The 14,132-nt window shown below is 64.1% G+C and carries 16 protein-coding genes; 5 read left to right on the top strand and 11 right to left on the bottom strand.

Annotation, left to right across the window (positions count from 1 at the left end):
* Positions 1 to 69: 69 nt before the first annotated feature.
* Together LMTR21_RS33475 and LMTR21_RS33480 are read left to right on the top strand one after the other, a co-directional pair.
* On the top strand, positions 70 to 921 hold the full coding sequence (locus LMTR21_RS33475; RefSeq protein WP_065753569.1) for an SDR family NAD(P)-dependent oxidoreductase: 852 nt from the start codon (positions 70 to 72) through the stop codon (positions 919 to 921).
* Positions 922 to 1,001: 80 nt separating this feature from the next.
* Positions 1,002 to 2,162, top strand: a complete 1,161-nt coding sequence (locus LMTR21_RS33480) for an IS110 family RNA-guided transposase (protein WP_148636037.1) — start codon at positions 1,002 to 1,004, stop codon at positions 2,160 to 2,162.
* A 435-nt stretch (positions 2,163 to 2,597) separates the two neighbouring features.
* Here the strand turns inward: LMTR21_RS33480 and LMTR21_RS33485 are convergent, their stop codons facing one another.
* The 7 genes from LMTR21_RS33485 to LMTR21_RS33515 all read right to left on the bottom strand — a co-directional run bounded on the left by LMTR21_RS33485 (position 2,598) and on the right by LMTR21_RS33515 (position 7,435).
* Positions 2,598 to 2,804 (bottom strand): hypothetical protein, encoded by a 207-nt coding sequence (locus LMTR21_RS33485; RefSeq protein WP_057838027.1) that lies wholly within the window; start codon positions 2,802 to 2,804, stop codon positions 2,598 to 2,600.
* A gap of 92 nt (positions 2,805 to 2,896) precedes the next feature.
* The gene (locus LMTR21_RS33490; protein WP_065752231.1) at positions 2,897 to 4,096 is read right to left on the bottom strand and encodes a hypothetical protein; all 1,200 of its coding nucleotides are present in this window, start codon (positions 4,094 to 4,096) and stop codon (positions 2,897 to 2,899) included.
* Positions 4,093 to 5,133, bottom strand: a complete 1,041-nt coding sequence (locus LMTR21_RS33495) for a hypothetical protein (protein WP_430642497.1) — start codon at positions 5,131 to 5,133, stop codon at positions 4,093 to 4,095. The genes LMTR21_RS33490 and LMTR21_RS33495 overlap by 4 nt, the downstream gene beginning before the upstream one ends.
* Positions 5,134 to 5,344: 211 nt before the next feature.
* A complete protein-coding gene (locus LMTR21_RS33500; protein ID WP_065751827.1) occupies positions 5,345 to 5,620 on the bottom strand; it encodes a YiaA/YiaB family inner membrane protein in 276 nt (91 codons plus the stop codon).
* 239 nt (positions 5,621 to 5,859) lie between these two features.
* Positions 5,860 to 6,282 carry a hypothetical protein gene (locus LMTR21_RS33505; protein ID WP_065751828.1) on the bottom strand — a complete coding sequence of 141 codons (423 nt, stop codon included), beginning with the start codon at positions 6,280 to 6,282 and terminating at the stop codon, positions 5,860 to 5,862.
* Positions 6,283 to 6,419: 137 nt separating this feature from the next.
* The gene (locus tag LMTR21_RS33510; protein ID WP_065751829.1) at positions 6,420 to 6,695 is read right to left on the bottom strand and encodes a YiaA/YiaB family inner membrane protein; all 276 of its coding nucleotides are present in this window, start codon (positions 6,693 to 6,695) and stop codon (positions 6,420 to 6,422) included.
* A gap of 44 nt (positions 6,696 to 6,739) precedes the next feature.
* Positions 6,740 to 7,435, bottom strand: a complete 696-nt coding sequence (locus LMTR21_RS33515; RefSeq protein WP_065751830.1) for a PspA/IM30 family protein — start codon at positions 7,433 to 7,435, stop codon at positions 6,740 to 6,742.
* Positions 7,436 to 7,536: 101 nt separating this feature from the next.
* Here LMTR21_RS33515 and LMTR21_RS33520 point away from each other — a divergent pair, with 101 nt between their 5' ends.
* Complete coding sequence (locus tag LMTR21_RS33520) at positions 7,537 to 8,145, top strand: TetR/AcrR family transcriptional regulator (RefSeq protein ID WP_084030505.1); 609 nt, start codon at positions 7,537 to 7,539, stop codon at positions 8,143 to 8,145.
* 109 nt (positions 8,146 to 8,254) lie between these two features.
* On the opposite strand, the gene LMTR21_RS33525 is transcribed toward LMTR21_RS33520, so the two are convergent.
* From LMTR21_RS33525 to LMTR21_RS33545, 4 genes are all read right to left on the bottom strand, one after another.
* Complete coding sequence (locus LMTR21_RS33525) at positions 8,255 to 8,782, bottom strand: hypothetical protein (RefSeq protein WP_065751831.1); 528 nt, start codon at positions 8,780 to 8,782, stop codon at positions 8,255 to 8,257.
* Positions 8,783 to 8,900: 118 nt separating this feature from the next.
* The gene (locus LMTR21_RS33535; RefSeq protein WP_065751832.1) at positions 8,901 to 9,314 is read right to left on the bottom strand and encodes a Rieske (2Fe-2S) protein; all 414 of its coding nucleotides are present in this window, start codon (positions 9,312 to 9,314) and stop codon (positions 8,901 to 8,903) included.
* 9 nt (positions 9,315 to 9,323) lie between these two features.
* Complete coding sequence (locus tag LMTR21_RS33540) at positions 9,324 to 10,436, bottom strand: amidohydrolase family protein (protein ID WP_065751833.1); 1,113 nt, start codon at positions 10,434 to 10,436, stop codon at positions 9,324 to 9,326.
* Positions 10,437 to 10,454: 18 nt separating this feature from the next.
* Entirely contained in the window at positions 10,455 to 11,516 is a 1,062-nt protein-coding gene (locus LMTR21_RS33545) for an amidohydrolase family protein (protein ID WP_065751834.1), read from the bottom strand.
* Positions 11,517 to 11,752: 236 nt separating this feature from the next.
* On the opposite strand from LMTR21_RS33545, the gene LMTR21_RS33550 reads away from it, so the two are divergent.
* Both LMTR21_RS33550 and LMTR21_RS33555 read left to right on the top strand, forming a co-directional pair.
* On the top strand, positions 11,753 to 12,244 hold the full coding sequence (locus LMTR21_RS33550) for a hypothetical protein (RefSeq protein ID WP_347339141.1): 492 nt from the start codon (positions 11,753 to 11,755) through the stop codon (positions 12,242 to 12,244).
* A gap of 128 nt (positions 12,245 to 12,372) precedes the next feature.
* Complete coding sequence (locus LMTR21_RS33555) at positions 12,373 to 14,085, top strand: FAD-dependent oxidoreductase (protein WP_065751835.1); 1,713 nt, start codon at positions 12,373 to 12,375, stop codon at positions 14,083 to 14,085.
* Positions 14,086 to 14,132: the final 47 nt, after the last annotated feature.

Consider the following 14,132-nt stretch of genomic DNA (forward strand, 5'->3'; position numbering starts at 1 on the left):
CGTTCGTCCATGGTAGTCTGGGGTATCCACCCAACGAAACCATACCTCAGATATGTCCGGAGAATGACGATGCCCCACCCCGCGATGTCGCCAAATCATGTTGCCGTGATCACCGGGGGCGCCTCCGGTATCGGGCTCGCTGCCGCGATGCGTTTCGCCGGCTTCGGCATGAAGGTGTGCATCGCCGATATCGGCGCCGACCGCCTTGCCGAGGCCGCGGCAAAAGTGGCGTCTGTCGCCAAAGGCGGCGCGGCTGATATCATGACGGTATCGGTCGACGTCAGCCGCTTCGATGACGTCGCTGGACTTGAAACCGCGGTGCAAAAGCGGTTCGGCGGTACCGACATCCTGATGAACAATGCCGGCATCGGCCCCGACAGCAACAGCTTTGGTCCGCTGGAGAACTGGCAGCGCATTCTCGCCGTCAACCTGTGGGGCGTCATTCACGGCACGCAGGCTTTTGTACCTTACATGGTCGAACGCGGGCGCCCCGGCCTCGTGATCAATACCGGATCCAAACAGGGCATCACGACGCCGCCCGGCAATCCCGCCTACAACGTCTCAAAGGCCGGCGTGAAGGCGCAGACGGAGGCGCTGCAGCACGAATTGCGGAACCTGCCGGGCTGCCAGATCAGCGCGCATCTGATGATCCCCGGTCACGTTTTCACGGCCCTGACCGCCCGCGGCCGCACCGAGAAGCCGCCTGGCGCCTGGACGCCGGAGCAGACCGTCGATTTCATGATCGCGCGCATCGACGCCGGCGATTTCTACATCCTGTGCCCGGACAATGACGTGCCACGACAACTCGACGAACGGCGCATGCTGTGGGCCGCCGGCGACATCGTCGAAAATCGCCCTGCACTATCGCGCTGGCATCCGGATTATGCGGAAGCGTTCGCGAAGTTCGTGAAGGGCGCGTAGTTCGTAGATTCCATGAGGCGGTGAGCGTGGCCTTTCCGATAAGGTTTGGGTTTCCACACTCGAACCCCTCGGAGAGTCAGATGCAAGCATCCACCGTAGCCGCGCCCACCGCCGGGCATATTGGCACAATTTTCGTTGCAATCGAACTGAGCCAGCGGAGCTGGCGGGTCGCGCTGCACAGCCCGGACAAGGACAAGATATCGCACCACAAGCTGGAGGGTGGCGATCATGCCGAGCTGTTGGCGTTGGTGGGTCGGGTTCGGGAGCGGGCGGCTCGAGCGCTGGGAGGCGTTCCGGCGGTGGCGAGCTGCTACGAGGCGGGCTACGACGGGTTCTGGCTGCACCGGCTGCTGCTGGCGGCCGGCATCACGAACTACGTGTTTGATCCCGCCAGCATTGCGGTGGACCAGCGGGCGCGGCGGGTGAAGACCGACCGGATCGATGGCGAGCGGATGCTGCGCACGCTGATGGCGTATCTGCGCGGCGAGCCGCGGGTGGTGCGGATCGTCCGGGTGCCTGCAGCCGAACAGGAGGACGCGCGCCGCGGCAGCCGCGAACGCGACCGGCTGATCAAGGAGCAAACCGCTCACACCAACCGGATCAAGGCACTGCTGCGGCTGCGGGGCATGGCGGTCGGGAACCCGCGGCGGCGCGACTGGCTGAGCTGGCTGGCAACGCAGCGGGATTGGCAAGGCCAGGCGGTGCCGCCGCGGATGCTGAGCGAGATCCGACACGAGCACGCGCGGCTGATGCTGGTGCGCGATCGGCTCGATGCGCTCGCGCAGGAGGCGGCCGCAGCGGAGCCAATGCCTGCGGAAGCCGAGATGAGCCGGCGCAGCGAACTCCTGCGCCGGCTCAAATGTCTCGGCCCGGCGTTCGCGACGACGCTGACCAGCGAGGTGTTCTACAAGGACTTCCGCAACCGGCGCGAGGTCGGGAGCTATTTCGGGCTGACGCCCAGTCCGTGGCGGAGCGGCGGCATCGACCGCGACCAGGGCATCAGCAAGGCGGGCAACCCGCGCGCCCGCTGTGCCGCGATCGAACTGGCCTGGCTGTGGCTGCGGCATCAGCCGGACAGCAAGCTGACCTTGGAGTACCGCAAGCGCACGCTCGATGCCGGCAAGCGCATCAAGCGCGTCGCCATCGTCGCCCTGGCGCGCAAGCTGATGGTGGCGCTGTGGCGCTACCTCACGACCGGTCTCGTGCCGGAAGGCGCGGTGCTCAAGGCCGTAAAGATCTAACCACTTCAACGAACGCGTCAGCGTCGCGGCATCTGCCGCGGTCAGCGCGGGATGGATGGTGACCGTGCCACCCTTGGGCCAGCAAACAGGCTGTTTCGTAGATGGGTCTCATCCTCGTGGCTTCCTCGCCGCATGCATGCGGAATGTGGGTACGGACAACGGTCCGACCGGATATGAGGTGATGCAGTGAGCAACTGCATAAATCGCCGGAAGCCAGTCCCAGAGCGCACCGACCGCGGCGGCACGCTGCGCTACGCATGGCTCCGCGCGCCGCCGCTCCACCGAACGTAAAAATCACATCCAAGCCCCGGTCCGGACGCTTGACTCAAAACGCCTCATATGAGGGTGGGCAAAGGCGCGCTTGCGCCGTGCCACCATTACGCACTCCGCAAGCAATGGTGGGCACGCTTCGCTTTGCCCACCCTACAAGATCACCTACAACGTCACCTGCTTGTCGCCGCACTGCTTGCAGGTGTATTTGACGCGGGTTTCGCCCTTTTCCGCCTGGACGCGGTTGGGCGCGCCGCATTTGCCGCACACCGCCTCGATCCTTGTGTTGCCTTGTTTAACGACGATGGCCTTCTTTGCCATCGTCTCGCGGATCAGGCGCTCGGCCTCCTCGCGCATTGCTTGCTTCGACATTGGCCTGCCCCATCATGAACGCTACGGCCGCGGTCTTATCACAATCACGATGCATTTCGTAAGTCGCGCTAAAAAAATCTCGTGACCGAATGTCACGTCGTCTCCGGCGTCAGCGCCAGCAGGCGCCGCACCAGCGCCAGCGCGGTTTCTGTGGCCGGATCGGCCGAAATCACGGGAACCGCGAGCGCGATAACGTCGATCGGATCGTGCGAGAGGACGATGAGATGCGTCGCGCTGTTGGCCGCCAGCAGCGAGACCACGCGCTCGACGGCGGGATCGGACGACGTCAGGCCCCACGGCGCGTCAGGACGGCGCAGCACCCGCCGGGTCGACAGGAAATCGCGCAGCAATTGCGGATCGTAGGCCGAGAGCTCGCTCTCCCGATAACGCCGCGCGCTCTCGAAGATCGGGTGACGCGCGAGTTCCGCAATCAGCGCGTCGCGCGTCCGGGCCGGCGAGGCCGCAACGGAATTCAGAACGCCGGGCACCTGCGCTTCGAAGTGGGCGCGCAGCGCGTCCACCATCAGCCCGATGGTGAGAACGCCCGCGATGGCAATGGCGCAGAATCGCATGACCTGCGCCGCATCGGCATCCGGCGCGACAAACGCCGCGGCAATGCCAAGCAGCGCCGAACTCGACAGCCGCAGCGCCGTCATCGCCAGCGCCTGACGCTGCGTTTCCGCGCCGCGTTCCGCAATCAGGATCGCGGTCACGACGAGCAGTGCCCCCAGCGACCCGAGCCTGACCGGGATATCCGGCACCAGCACCCTGAAATCGGTGATGATGAAGGGAATCACAAGGATGGCGCCGACGGCGAGGCGCGCGATGCTGCGATTTTCCGACGCCAACAGCGTGGTCCGGTCACGTGTCGCCAGCAGCCAGGCGCAGACGGCAAATCCGACAAGCTGAAACAACGCAAGCAGCATGGCGGCCGGCACCGCGAGGGTTTCCAGTCCGGCCGCACCGGCAAGACCGAGCACGATGCCGCCAGTCAGAATCGCGATCTTGGCCGGGCGCGGGGCATGGCGCCGCAGGATGCCCTCGGTGACGATCAATCCGCCGAGCGGGATCAGCGCTGCCGGAATCGCCGACAGGTTATTGAGCAGGACGCTGCCGCTCCACCACGCCGTGCCACGCACCAGGAACAACGACGCGATAATGCCAAGCGCGATCAGAAGTCGCCGGGTCAGCGGGCCCTTGGGGTCGCGCCGGTGGAGCGTGACCATGGCGACGCCAAGGCCGATCGCGCCGCAGAGATTGACGATGGAATCGGCGATCATGCCCGGCGTCATCGGCCGTTCCCCGTCCATGGACGCAAGCTGCCGAACGGACGCGTATCGTCGAACCAGTAGACCACCGGCAGTATCAGCCGCTGCAGCGCCAGCACGGCAGAGGCCGCGAGCAGCGCCGGCATTGAGCCGGCCGGCACGTCCTGCTGGATATAGCGGCGGGCGCCGGCGAGATCGATGCGGCCGATCTGAAGGACGTCGTCGCCCCTGGCGTAATCGAGCTCGCGCGCGCACCAGGCGTTATATTGCTCGTCGCGATGTTTGGGCGCGACTTCGAAGGTTTTCTTCAGCGCGTCCGATCCGCCGGTATAGGCATTGGTGATGACAAACCGCGCCTCGTCGAAGCCTGCCTCCTCCCCCACGCCGAACACGGCGCGATGACGGGACATGATGCCGCGGGCCAGTTGCAGATGCGCAAAACTCTGGCGTGCGTCTGGATGCGGCGACGGAAAGACATCGGAGAAGGTCTGGCTGACCATGCCGACGACCGACGGCACCTGGGTGACGTTCGAGATCCATTTCGGACGCAGGCCGTCACGGACAAAGAGAACCAGCGCTGTCAGGCCATACAGCACCCAGGAAAGCCCCTGCCCGCGCTCATCGGGATCAACCATGACAAGGCCGAGATGCGTGACCTCCACCGGCTCACCGTCGAGCCCGACTTCCATGACCGACAGCGCATTGAAGGCGATCGGCCGCCCCGTCGTTTCCTCGGAGATCAGCGTGACGATGGCGCGCGACAGCCGCTCGCGGTCCCCCGAGAATATGCCGTAGGTAAGGCTCTCCTCCGGCAGCGTCTTGGCGGCGACGACGCGCAGTTGCGATACCAGCGCGTCGAGTTCGGCTTCGGAAAGCGACAGGCCGGGGGCTTCGACAATGCGCGTGACCAGCCCGGAATGGGTGCGCAGGGCAAGATCGATGGTGGGCTGGCGCAGCGCCTTGAGCCAGAAGGCGGCGTAACCGCGCAGGCGCCCGGCGGTGGACCCGACCTGCACCAGACCGCGACGTATCGCCGAATTATCGCTCCAGAAAAACGCCATGCGATCCGCCTGCATCGGGGCCGGACTTGTGCGCCCTGCCCGTTAAGGAATCCATGATTGCGGCGAGTTGCGGCTGCAGCAAGGTAAACGATGTGTTGAATGCGTCGAACGCCGCGCAAGATACGCAAACGGCGGATGCGCAAACATCCGCCGCCTGCCTTCGCCAGGACCGCGCCACAGGACACGCGGCCTGGATTTAGGAAGCCTTGATTCAGGAAGCTTTGGAAACTTCCATCAGGAGCCGCTCGGCCTTGGCGTCCTCGATGCGGTTGACCATCCGGCTGCTTTCGTGAACGTCGCGGACCGTCTTGGTCAGGGTGACACAGGACTGAATGAGCATCACGATGCCCATCGCGAGATAGCCCTTGATCCAGAGGTCGACGGGGAGAAAGTAGACGCCGATCGCAACCAGGAAGGCTGAAGCGCCGAACGAAGCGTAGGTGAAGGTGACCCAGGCATTGCTGTGATGCGGGGAATTCTGATTCATGGCGCCATCCTGCAAATGAGATTATGCGATGAAATATCGGCCTCAGACGGGTTGCATGCGTTTCACAATCCACGCCGCAACCTCATCCACCCGGCACTTCTGCGCCCGCGCCGGTTAACAAGCCCTAATTCAAGCAGCTTCAGGTTGTATGAGGGTAAACGATACATTGAGCGGCCGCATCAAATGATCCATGACAGGAACGGCTGACATTGCCGGATCAGAAAACACCGACATCTGTTTCATGACAGCGCACCGCAGTCGCCGGCCGGCTTGACCGGCCGGTTGCCGTAATCGCTCGACAACAGCGAGCACAAGCCCATCGGCAGCAGCAAGAAAGTGCCGGCCCAGCGTGCGGCATTCATGACCTCCGGCGGCACGGTCTGCCAGAATGCCACCGCGTAAAGGACGAGAGCGATACCGATGACGATCATCATACCGATGATTGCAGTCATGGGTGCCCTCAGCAGCGTCGGCAAGCCCCCTGCAAGATACCTGTCCACGATTCCGGTAATCGCCGACACAGGCATGGTGAGCAAGAAGGAAAGCATTGCGCAGAATCCAGCGAAGCCGCGATCGCCCCCTCCCATGGAGGCAACGAACATCAGGACCTCGATCGCGACCAGCGCGGGACCCAGCAGCAGAAACAGCGGAATTCGCTTCATTGGAATCGATCCTTCCTTAAGGTGCCGCCAGGAACGGACGGCGGATGCGAAAGGCACCCGCCGCTCGCCCTCGCCAGCACCGCGTCACAGGTTACGCGGCCTTGTAGATCAGGGAGCCAATCAAGCGGCCTTTGAAATCAGGCAGCCTTGGAGACTTCCATCAGCAGCCGCTCGGCCTTGGCGTCTTCGATGCGGTTCACCAGCTTGCCGCTCTCGTGCATGTCGCGCACCGTCTTGGTCAGGGTGACGCAGGTCTGCACCAGCATGACGATGCCCATCGCGAGGTAGCCCTTGATCCAGAGATCGAGCGGCAGGAAGAACACGCCAACGGCGACCATGAAGGCGGAGGCAGAGAACGAAGCGTAGGTGAAGGTAACCCAGGCACCGCTGTGGGGTTGGACGTTCTGGTTCATGATAATCTCCTGTTGATATGGGCTTTGATCGATCGGGTTCAGTGTCAGGCAGCTTGCGTGCGTTTGGCGTTCAGCCGCGCGAGCACGTCGTCCGCGGTTGATTTGAGCCGAGGACCAAAGCCCTGTTCGGCGAGCTTTTCGGCGGTCGCCAGCGGACCGCTGGCGGCGTCGAGTTCGACCAGGGCGTCGGCGGCGGCCTGGGCTTCGATCTGTCGTTCGCGCAGGCGCTTGAGCGTGTTCTCCGCTTCCGGCAGCGTGGATTCGTAAGGACGTGCCGCTTCGATGCCGCCCCTGCGAAGATTGCGAACGGCTTCGGCCGCACGGGCGATGCGACGGCCGCGCTCGAGCTCGGTGATCCGCGCCTCGGCAGTGCTGACCTGGCGCTTCATGCGCGCGATTTCAGTCGCGAACAGCGTCCGCGCGGTCATCGCGGCATCACGATCGGCTTCGAGATTGGCGATCGCCTGCGCCGCCTCGCGGGCGAGATCTTCCCTTCCGCCATCGAGGGCGGCGGTGGCGCGAACTTCGAGATCGGCGATCCGGGCATTGGTGGCGTCGAGGCGACGGCCTTCCTGCTGGTCGCCTGCGATCGCCAGCGCCAGCGAGCGCTTGGATCGTTCGACGGCGGCGGCTGCGTCGCGCATCTGCTGATCGAGAATGAGCAGCGCCGCGCGGTCCTCCAATTCTTCCCCCGCGACAGCCACGCTGCCCCGGAAAAGCGTCAAAACAGTTTTGAACATCGGTAGCTCCCTGTGTTATGAGCACTGCTCATGAGCTACTTGTAGCACATCTTGAGCATTGCTCAAGAATTATTTTGAGCATCGCTCAAAGCAGGTGAAAAATGTCTAAAGCATTGGAAAGACGAGCCATTAATCGAGAATCCCTGATTCTGGCGGGGGAGCAACGGATTGCCGCAGGGGGATTGGCCGGCCTAAAAACCCGCGATCTGGCCCGGGACATCGGCGTCGCCAACGGCGCGGTCTACAACCTCGTCGAGGACGTGGACGAACTGATCCTGCGGGTCGGATCGCGCACGCTGGCGCGGCTCGACGCCGCGCTCACATCGGCCGAAGGCGACGGCCCCGCCTCGCCTCGCGAAACGCTGGTGCGCATCGCCGTCGCCTATTGCGACTTCGCCGCCGAAAATCTCGAACTGTGGCGCGCGCTGTTCGAACACCGGATGGCGCCGGGCAAGCCGGTGCCGGAATGGGCGATCAGCGAGCAGATGAATCTGTTCCGCCACATCTATCACCCGCTCGCCGAACTGTTTCCAACGCGAACGCCGGCCGAACTCGGCGTCACGGCGCGCAGCCTGTTCTCCGCGGTGCATGGCATGGTGCTGCTCGGCCTCGAACAGAAACTGATCGCGGTGCCGGTCGAGGCGTTGCGCGAAGAGATCGCAGCCATCGTGCGCGCGATGGTCGATGGGCTGACCGGGAAGTTTGATTAGAGTTGCAGGGTGGGCAAAGCGCCAGCGTGCCCACCATTCAAGCCGAGGACGCGGAAAGATGGTGGGCACGGCGCAAGTGCGCCTTTGCCCACCCTACAGAAGATAACGGTCAGTCTCGAGTATCGCGGTCGTGATCCTGCAGGCGTTTCCAGGGATCTTCGGCTCTCGGCGGCTCGCCGGGGCCGTAATTCTCCACGATCAAATCTTCAAGCCAGACCTGGCCGTTCGGGCCGGCGGCGCGCTTCGAGCGCAATGCGCTGGTCAAGTTGCAGACCTCGGGTTGATAGAACACATAGCGGCTGCTCTTCGCCACGATCGCGAAGAAGAGGTAGGCGCGGCCCGGCTCGAAGTAAAATTCGCAATCCATGTCCTTGTAGACGTCCAGCAGCCTGACACGGGAAGCCAGTTTGTCGGCGCCCTTCCAGACGCGATCGACATCCACGGTCCAGGTGTGGTCCTTCACTTCCAGCACCTTGCCGGTGAAGACGTATTGGGTGCGTGCAAAACCCTGGGCGGGAGAGATTGAATCGCACGTGCAGGCATGCGCGACGTCGGCACCCGTCGCCGACAGACACAGCAACCCGACGAGCCAGGCGAGAACCTTCAAGGGCGGCCGGCACAACATGCGATGGGTCATATCACGTCCCGCTAAAGGAGTTCAGTCGTAGGGTGGGCAAAGCGAAGCGTGCCCACCATTACGAGCGGAGTGTTCAACGGTGGGCACGGCGCAAATGCGCCTTTGCCCACCCTACGGACTACACCTCTACGATCACGTAGCTGTCCTCGACGCGCACCGGGAACGTCTCGGCCACGTATGGCCCCTTCTGCAACTCCTCGCCGCTTTCGACCGCGACCGGATACGAACGCACCTTCACCCGCTTCGGATCGAAATACGACTGCCCGTTGCGCATGTCGAATTCCCAACCGTGCCACGGACAGCGCAACAACTCGCCGACGCGCGAGCGCTGGTAGACACCCGGCTCCGGCGAGGTCAGCCGCGCCACGCAGGCGGCTTTCTCCAGCGGCGCGCCCTCGTGCGGACAGCGATTGAGCAGCGCGAAGAACTCGCCGTTGACATGGAACACGACGATGTCGCGGCCCTCGACGCCGAACACCTTGTTGCCACCGAGGGGAATGTCTGACGTGCGGGCGACGATGTGGCGGGCCATGTGATCCTGTCAGAGCTTGTAGAGCGCACGCGCATTGCCGTTGAAGATCTTTCGGCGCTCGGTCTCCGTCAGCGGCGTCTTGAAGGCGTAACGCGGATCGTCGAAATCCCAGTGCGGATAATCCGACGAGAACAGCAGGCGATCGGCGCCGACCCATTCGATCAGCGAGCGCAGATGCTTTGCCTCATCCGGCTCGTCGATCGGCTGCGTCGTGAACCAGAACTGCTGCTTCACATATTCCGAAGGGCGGCGCTTCAGGTGCGGAACCTCGCTGCGGAACGCGTCGAAGTGCCGGTCCATGCGCCAGGTGGCGGACGGGATCCAGCCAAAGCCGCCCTCGATGAACACGATCTTCAGGTTCGGGAAGCGCTCGGGCACGCCTTCGAGCACGAGGCTCGTCAGCTGCGCCGCCATGGTGTGCGCGTTCGACTGGTGCTCCTCGACATAATAGGACGGCCAGCCGCCGCCGGTCGGCGCATGCCCGCCATAGCCGCCGACATGGATGCCGAGCGGCAAACCCAATTCCTGCGCGCGGGCATAGATCGGCCAGTAGCGGCGGCGGCCGAGCGGCTCGTTGGCACGCGGGCAGACGTTGATCTGCACATAGCGGCCGATTTTCGCGCAGCGCTCGATCTCGGCGATCGCGAACGTCGTGTCGTCCTGCCCGGCGAGGATCGAGGCCTTCAGCCGCGGGTCGCGATCGGACCAGAATGCGAGCTGCCAGTCGTTGATGGCGCGCTGGATCGCGGCGCCGAATTCCAGGTTCTGCTGCGAGAAGATGAAGAGATCGAGCACCTGCAGGATGCCGTACTCGATATCAAGGGGATCGAGATGCTGCTTGCGCATGAAATCGAGATCGGAGCCCGGAGGCCCACCGGTCGGCGGCCAGGCGTCGCGCCGCGCGATCAAGGGCGAGGAGCGCGGATAGGGCGTGGTGCCGATATAGGGCGTGCGCAAATGGCTGCCATAGGTGCGCAAATGCTCCTGCCAGCGTTTTGGCAAGAACTGCTCGATATCAGCATGCGCGCGGATGCTCGGATGCACGTCGCAATCGATGATGCGCAGCCGGCTTTGGGCCGCGACTTCCTCGGCGAGAATGGGGCGGTCGATGACGTCACTCATGCGATCCTCCTTGCAAAACTATGCAGCGAGCTTCAGCCGCGGAAAGGTCTCAAGCGGATTGTCGGCGCACATGCGCGAGGCGATGCTGGCAGGCAGATGCGGCGGCATCGGGTCGTCGCCGTCGAACTGCCAATGCGGATAGTCCGACGCGAACAGGAACATCTTGTCGGAGCCGATCTGCTCGATGACGTCGGCGACGCCTGCGGCATCCGGCGGACCATCGAACGGCTGCATGGTGACGCGGACATGGTCGCGAATGATCGCGGCCGGCTCACGCTCAACCCAGGGCACCTCGACGCGCACGCCGCGCCAGGTCTTGTTGGCGCGCCACATGAAGGCCGGCAGCCAGCTCACGCCCGACTCCATCAGCACGACCTTCAGATCGGGAAATTTGCCGAACACGCCCTCATAGATCAGGCTCAATAGCTGGGCCTGGAACGCCTGCGCTTCGGCTAGATAATATTCGTAGCGATAGGACGGCCAGCCGATCGAGCTCGGCGCGGTGCGATAGGCGCTGCCGGCATGGATCGCGACCGGCAATTTGTGCTTCGCGGCCGCCTGCCAGACCGGCCAGTAATGCCGGCGTCCGAGCAGCGTCTCGCCCTGCGCCAGCACCAGCACGGAGACGAAGCGATTGTCGCCGGCCCTGCGCTCGATTTCCTCCACCGCGAGATCCGGTGCTTGTATCGGCACGACAATCGACGCGCTCAACCGCGGATCCTTCGAAAGCCATTCGGCCGCGATCCAGTCGTTGATCGCCTTGCAGAAGCCGGCCGCCATATAGGAATCGAATACGGCCTGCGCGCCGTAGACGACATTGCAGATCGCGTGGCTTGAACCGAGCTGGTCGAACGCGCCGCGCTGCACCATCTTGAGGTCGCTGCCCGGCTTGCCATTGGCCGGCCGCCAGTCGGCGCGACCGGTGAACGGCATGTTGGGCGGATAGGAGTTGAGATCGAGGCCGTCGATGGCGCGGCTGACCACCTGTTCCTTCCAGTGGTCGTCGAGATAGGGCAGCAGCGTGGTGCGGGTGCCGCCCACCGCGGGATGGATATCGCAGTCGATCCGCGTGGCCGCCATGGAGGTTCCTCGGATGCTGTTTCTTGCCGATTTCTTGGCGGTCTTCGCGCCGCGCCCGCAACTGTGCCGCCGATGCCGTGGCTGCGCAAGCGCATAACTTGAGGGGCGGCCCTGCCCAAGTTGCACAGCGGTTTCCCTTCTCCCTTGTGGGAGAAGGAAAACCTCCTCGCGATTGACAGACAAAGCCATCCCTATCCAAATGTCCGCGCAACGGGCGGCCGCGATTGGGGGATGAAATGAAGATCAAATTCGGCAGGCTGGCGGTTCTCGCCATCTCGCTTCTCGCATGCGGCGCGTCCAGTGCATCGGCCGCCCCTGCAACGGCCAACGGACAGGCCGCGCTGGCGCTGGCCGGCGTAGTCGCGCTCTATTCACCGCTATTGACCTCGGATGAACGCGAAGCTGTCTCGGCGCTGTTCGTCGGGCAGTCGGGCGTGCGCTACGCCAAGAAGATTTCGGTCACCGCGGACAAGATCGTCTGCCGCGTCAGCAATGTCGACATCACCGCGCGCTCCTGCGAACTGACCTTCAAGGGCGCCAAGCAGACCATCACCGGACGGCGCGCCAGCGAGATCTTCGCGACCGAAGCCATGGCCGGCGTGCCATCGGATGGCGCCGCAGGGTCCGTGTACGAAAGCCTTTCGAAACTGAACTGCACGCTGGATCCAGCCGAGATCAGACAGAAGACCGGCGGCGGCGCGATGTGTTCGTTCGAGACGGGGAATTGAGCGCATCGTTCGCTACGGCACGTTGCCTCTTCCCTTCTCCCCTTGTGGGAGAAGGAAGGAACCCGCGATTGACAGACGAAACCGATCACCTCCAAATGTCCGCCGAAAAATAGACAGGGACGTATCGCGTGGCAGGCAACGAACAAGAAACTTACGAATGCGATGCGCTGGTGGTCGGCTCGGGATGCGGCGGCCTGTCGGCGGCGGTCACGGCCGGGCACCACGGCCTCAATGTCCTCGTCGTCGAGAAGGAGCCGCGCTTTGGCGGCACCACCGCGCGCTCCGGCGGCTGGCTGTGGATTCCCGGCACGTCGCTGGCGAAAGCGTGGGGCATCGAGGAGAGTCCAGACCAGGCAAAGACCTATCTGCGGCATGAGGCCGGCAACAGCTTTGATGCCGCACGCGTCGACGCGTTCCTGAGCGAAGGACCGAAGGCCGTCGATTTCTTCACGACCAAGACGGCCGTACGCTTCGACATGCCGCTGACTTTTCCGGATTATCACGCCGAAGCGCCCGGCGGCGCGCAGGGCGGCCGCTCGATGGTGGCGCGGCCTTTCGACGGCCGCGAACTCGGCGAGCATATCAGGGATATCGGCAGCCCCCTGCCCGAACTCACGGTGTTCGGCATGATGCTGGGCTCCGGCAAGGACATCGTGCATTTCATGCGCGCGACCAAATCGTTGACCTCGGCGATTTACGTGGCAAAGCGCCTGTCAAAGCATGCGATGGACGTGATGCGCCATGGCCGCGGCATGACGCTGACCAACGGCAATGCACTGGCGGGGCGTCTCGCAAAATCCGCGTTTGAGTTGAAGATACCGCTGTGGCTGTCGTCGCCGGTGCATGAACTGATCGTCGAGGATGGCGCGGTGCGCGGTGCGGTCGTCGAACGCCATGGCAAGCTGATCCGCGTCAATGCGAGGCGCGGCGTGGTGCTGGCCTGCGGCGGCTTCCCGCACGACGTCGCACGGCGTAAGGCGATGTTCCCGCACGCCCCAGGCGGCACCGAGCATTTCTCCCCCGGTCCCGTCGGCAATACTGGCGACGGTTTGCGACTGGCGGAGACCGCGGGCGGTCGCATCGAGGATACGCTGCCGAATGCCGCGGCCTGGGTGCCGGTGTCGATCACCGAGCGCAAGGATGGCAGCAAGGGCGTGATGCCCCATTTCATCGACCGCGCCAAACCTGGCGTCATCGCCGTGATGCGCGACGGCAAGCGCTTCGCCAATGAAGGCAACTCCTACCACGACTTCGTGCAGGCGATGGCGAAGGCGGCGAAGCCCGGCGAGGAGATCACGGCGTTTCTCCTCTGCGATCACCACGCCTTGCGAAAATACGGCCTCGGATGCGTGCCGCCGTTTCCGATGCCGCTGCGCCATCATCTCGCCACCGGCTATCTCAAGCGCGGCACCACGCTCGCCGAACTCGCCGACCGCACCGGCATCGACAGACACGGGCTCGAGGCAACCATCGCCGAGTTCAACGCGTCAGCGGCGGAGGGACGCGATCCATCATTCGGCAAGGGATCGCGCGCCTATAACCGCTACCAGGGCGATGCGCTGCACGGCCCGAACCCCTGCGTCGCGCCGATCAAGGACGGGCCGTTCTATGCGATCAAGCTGGTGATCGGCGATCTCGGCACCTATGCCGGCATCAAAACCGACGCGCATGCGCGGGCACTGGACGAACACGGCCGGCCCATCGCCGGCCTCTATGCCGCCGGCAACGACATGGCGAGCATCATGGGCGGCAACTATCCCGGCGCCGGCATCACGCTCGGCCCCGCGCTGACGTTTGGGTATATCGCGGGGAAGCATATCGCGGACGCGGCTGCGCCCTAGAAATGTCCGCAAGCTGGAACGAACCTCGATGGATTCGATTGTCTCGA

Origin of the sequence: Bradyrhizobium paxllaeri, from assembly GCF_001693515.2 — a bacterium.
Classification (GTDB): domain Bacteria; phylum Pseudomonadota; class Alphaproteobacteria; order Rhizobiales; family Xanthobacteraceae; genus Bradyrhizobium; species Bradyrhizobium paxllaeri.

Coding starts and splice junctions, on each gene's coding strand:
- LMTR21_RS33500 (WP_065751827.1), bottom strand. CDS start 5,620: ATGAATCAGAATTCCCCGCATCACAGCAATGCCTGGGTCACCTTCACC.
- LMTR21_RS33495 (WP_430642497.1), bottom strand. CDS start 5,133: ATGGCGTTTTTCTGGAGCGATAATTCGGCGATACGTCGCGGTCTGGTG.
- LMTR21_RS33535 (WP_065751832.1), bottom strand. CDS start 9,314: ATGGCCCGCCACATCGTCGCCCGCACGTCAGACATTCCCCTCGGTGGC.
- LMTR21_RS33475 (WP_065753569.1), top strand. CDS start 70: ATGCCCCACCCCGCGATGTCGCCAAATCATGTTGCCGTGATCACCGGG.
- LMTR21_RS33545 (WP_065751834.1), bottom strand. CDS start 11,516: ATGGCGGCCACGCGGATCGACTGCGATATCCATCCCGCGGTGGGCGGC.
- LMTR21_RS33480 (WP_148636037.1), top strand. CDS start 1,002: ATGCAAGCATCCACCGTAGCCGCGCCCACCGCCGGGCATATTGGCACA.
- LMTR21_RS33485 (WP_057838027.1), bottom strand. CDS start 2,804: ATGTCGAAGCAAGCAATGCGCGAGGAGGCCGAGCGCCTGATCCGCGAG.
- LMTR21_RS33520 (WP_084030505.1), top strand. CDS start 7,537: ATGTCTAAAGCATTGGAAAGACGAGCCATTAATCGAGAATCCCTGATT.
- LMTR21_RS33540 (WP_065751833.1), bottom strand. CDS start 10,436: ATGAGTGACGTCATCGACCGCCCCATTCTCGCCGAGGAAGTCGCGGCC.
- LMTR21_RS33490 (WP_065752231.1), bottom strand. CDS start 4,096: ATGACGCCGGGCATGATCGCCGATTCCATCGTCAATCTCTGCGGCGCG.
- LMTR21_RS33550 (WP_347339141.1), top strand. CDS start 11,753: ATGAAGATCAAATTCGGCAGGCTGGCGGTTCTCGCCATCTCGCTTCTC.
- LMTR21_RS33510 (WP_065751829.1), bottom strand. CDS start 6,695: ATGAACCAGAACGTCCAACCCCACAGCGGTGCCTGGGTTACCTTCACC.
- LMTR21_RS33525 (WP_065751831.1), bottom strand. CDS start 8,782: ATGACCCATCGCATGTTGTGCCGGCCGCCCTTGAAGGTTCTCGCCTGG.
- LMTR21_RS33515 (WP_065751830.1), bottom strand. CDS start 7,435: ATGTTCAAAACTGTTTTGACGCTTTTCCGGGGCAGCGTGGCTGTCGCG.
- LMTR21_RS33505 (WP_065751828.1), bottom strand. CDS start 6,282: ATGAAGCGAATTCCGCTGTTTCTGCTGCTGGGTCCCGCGCTGGTCGCG.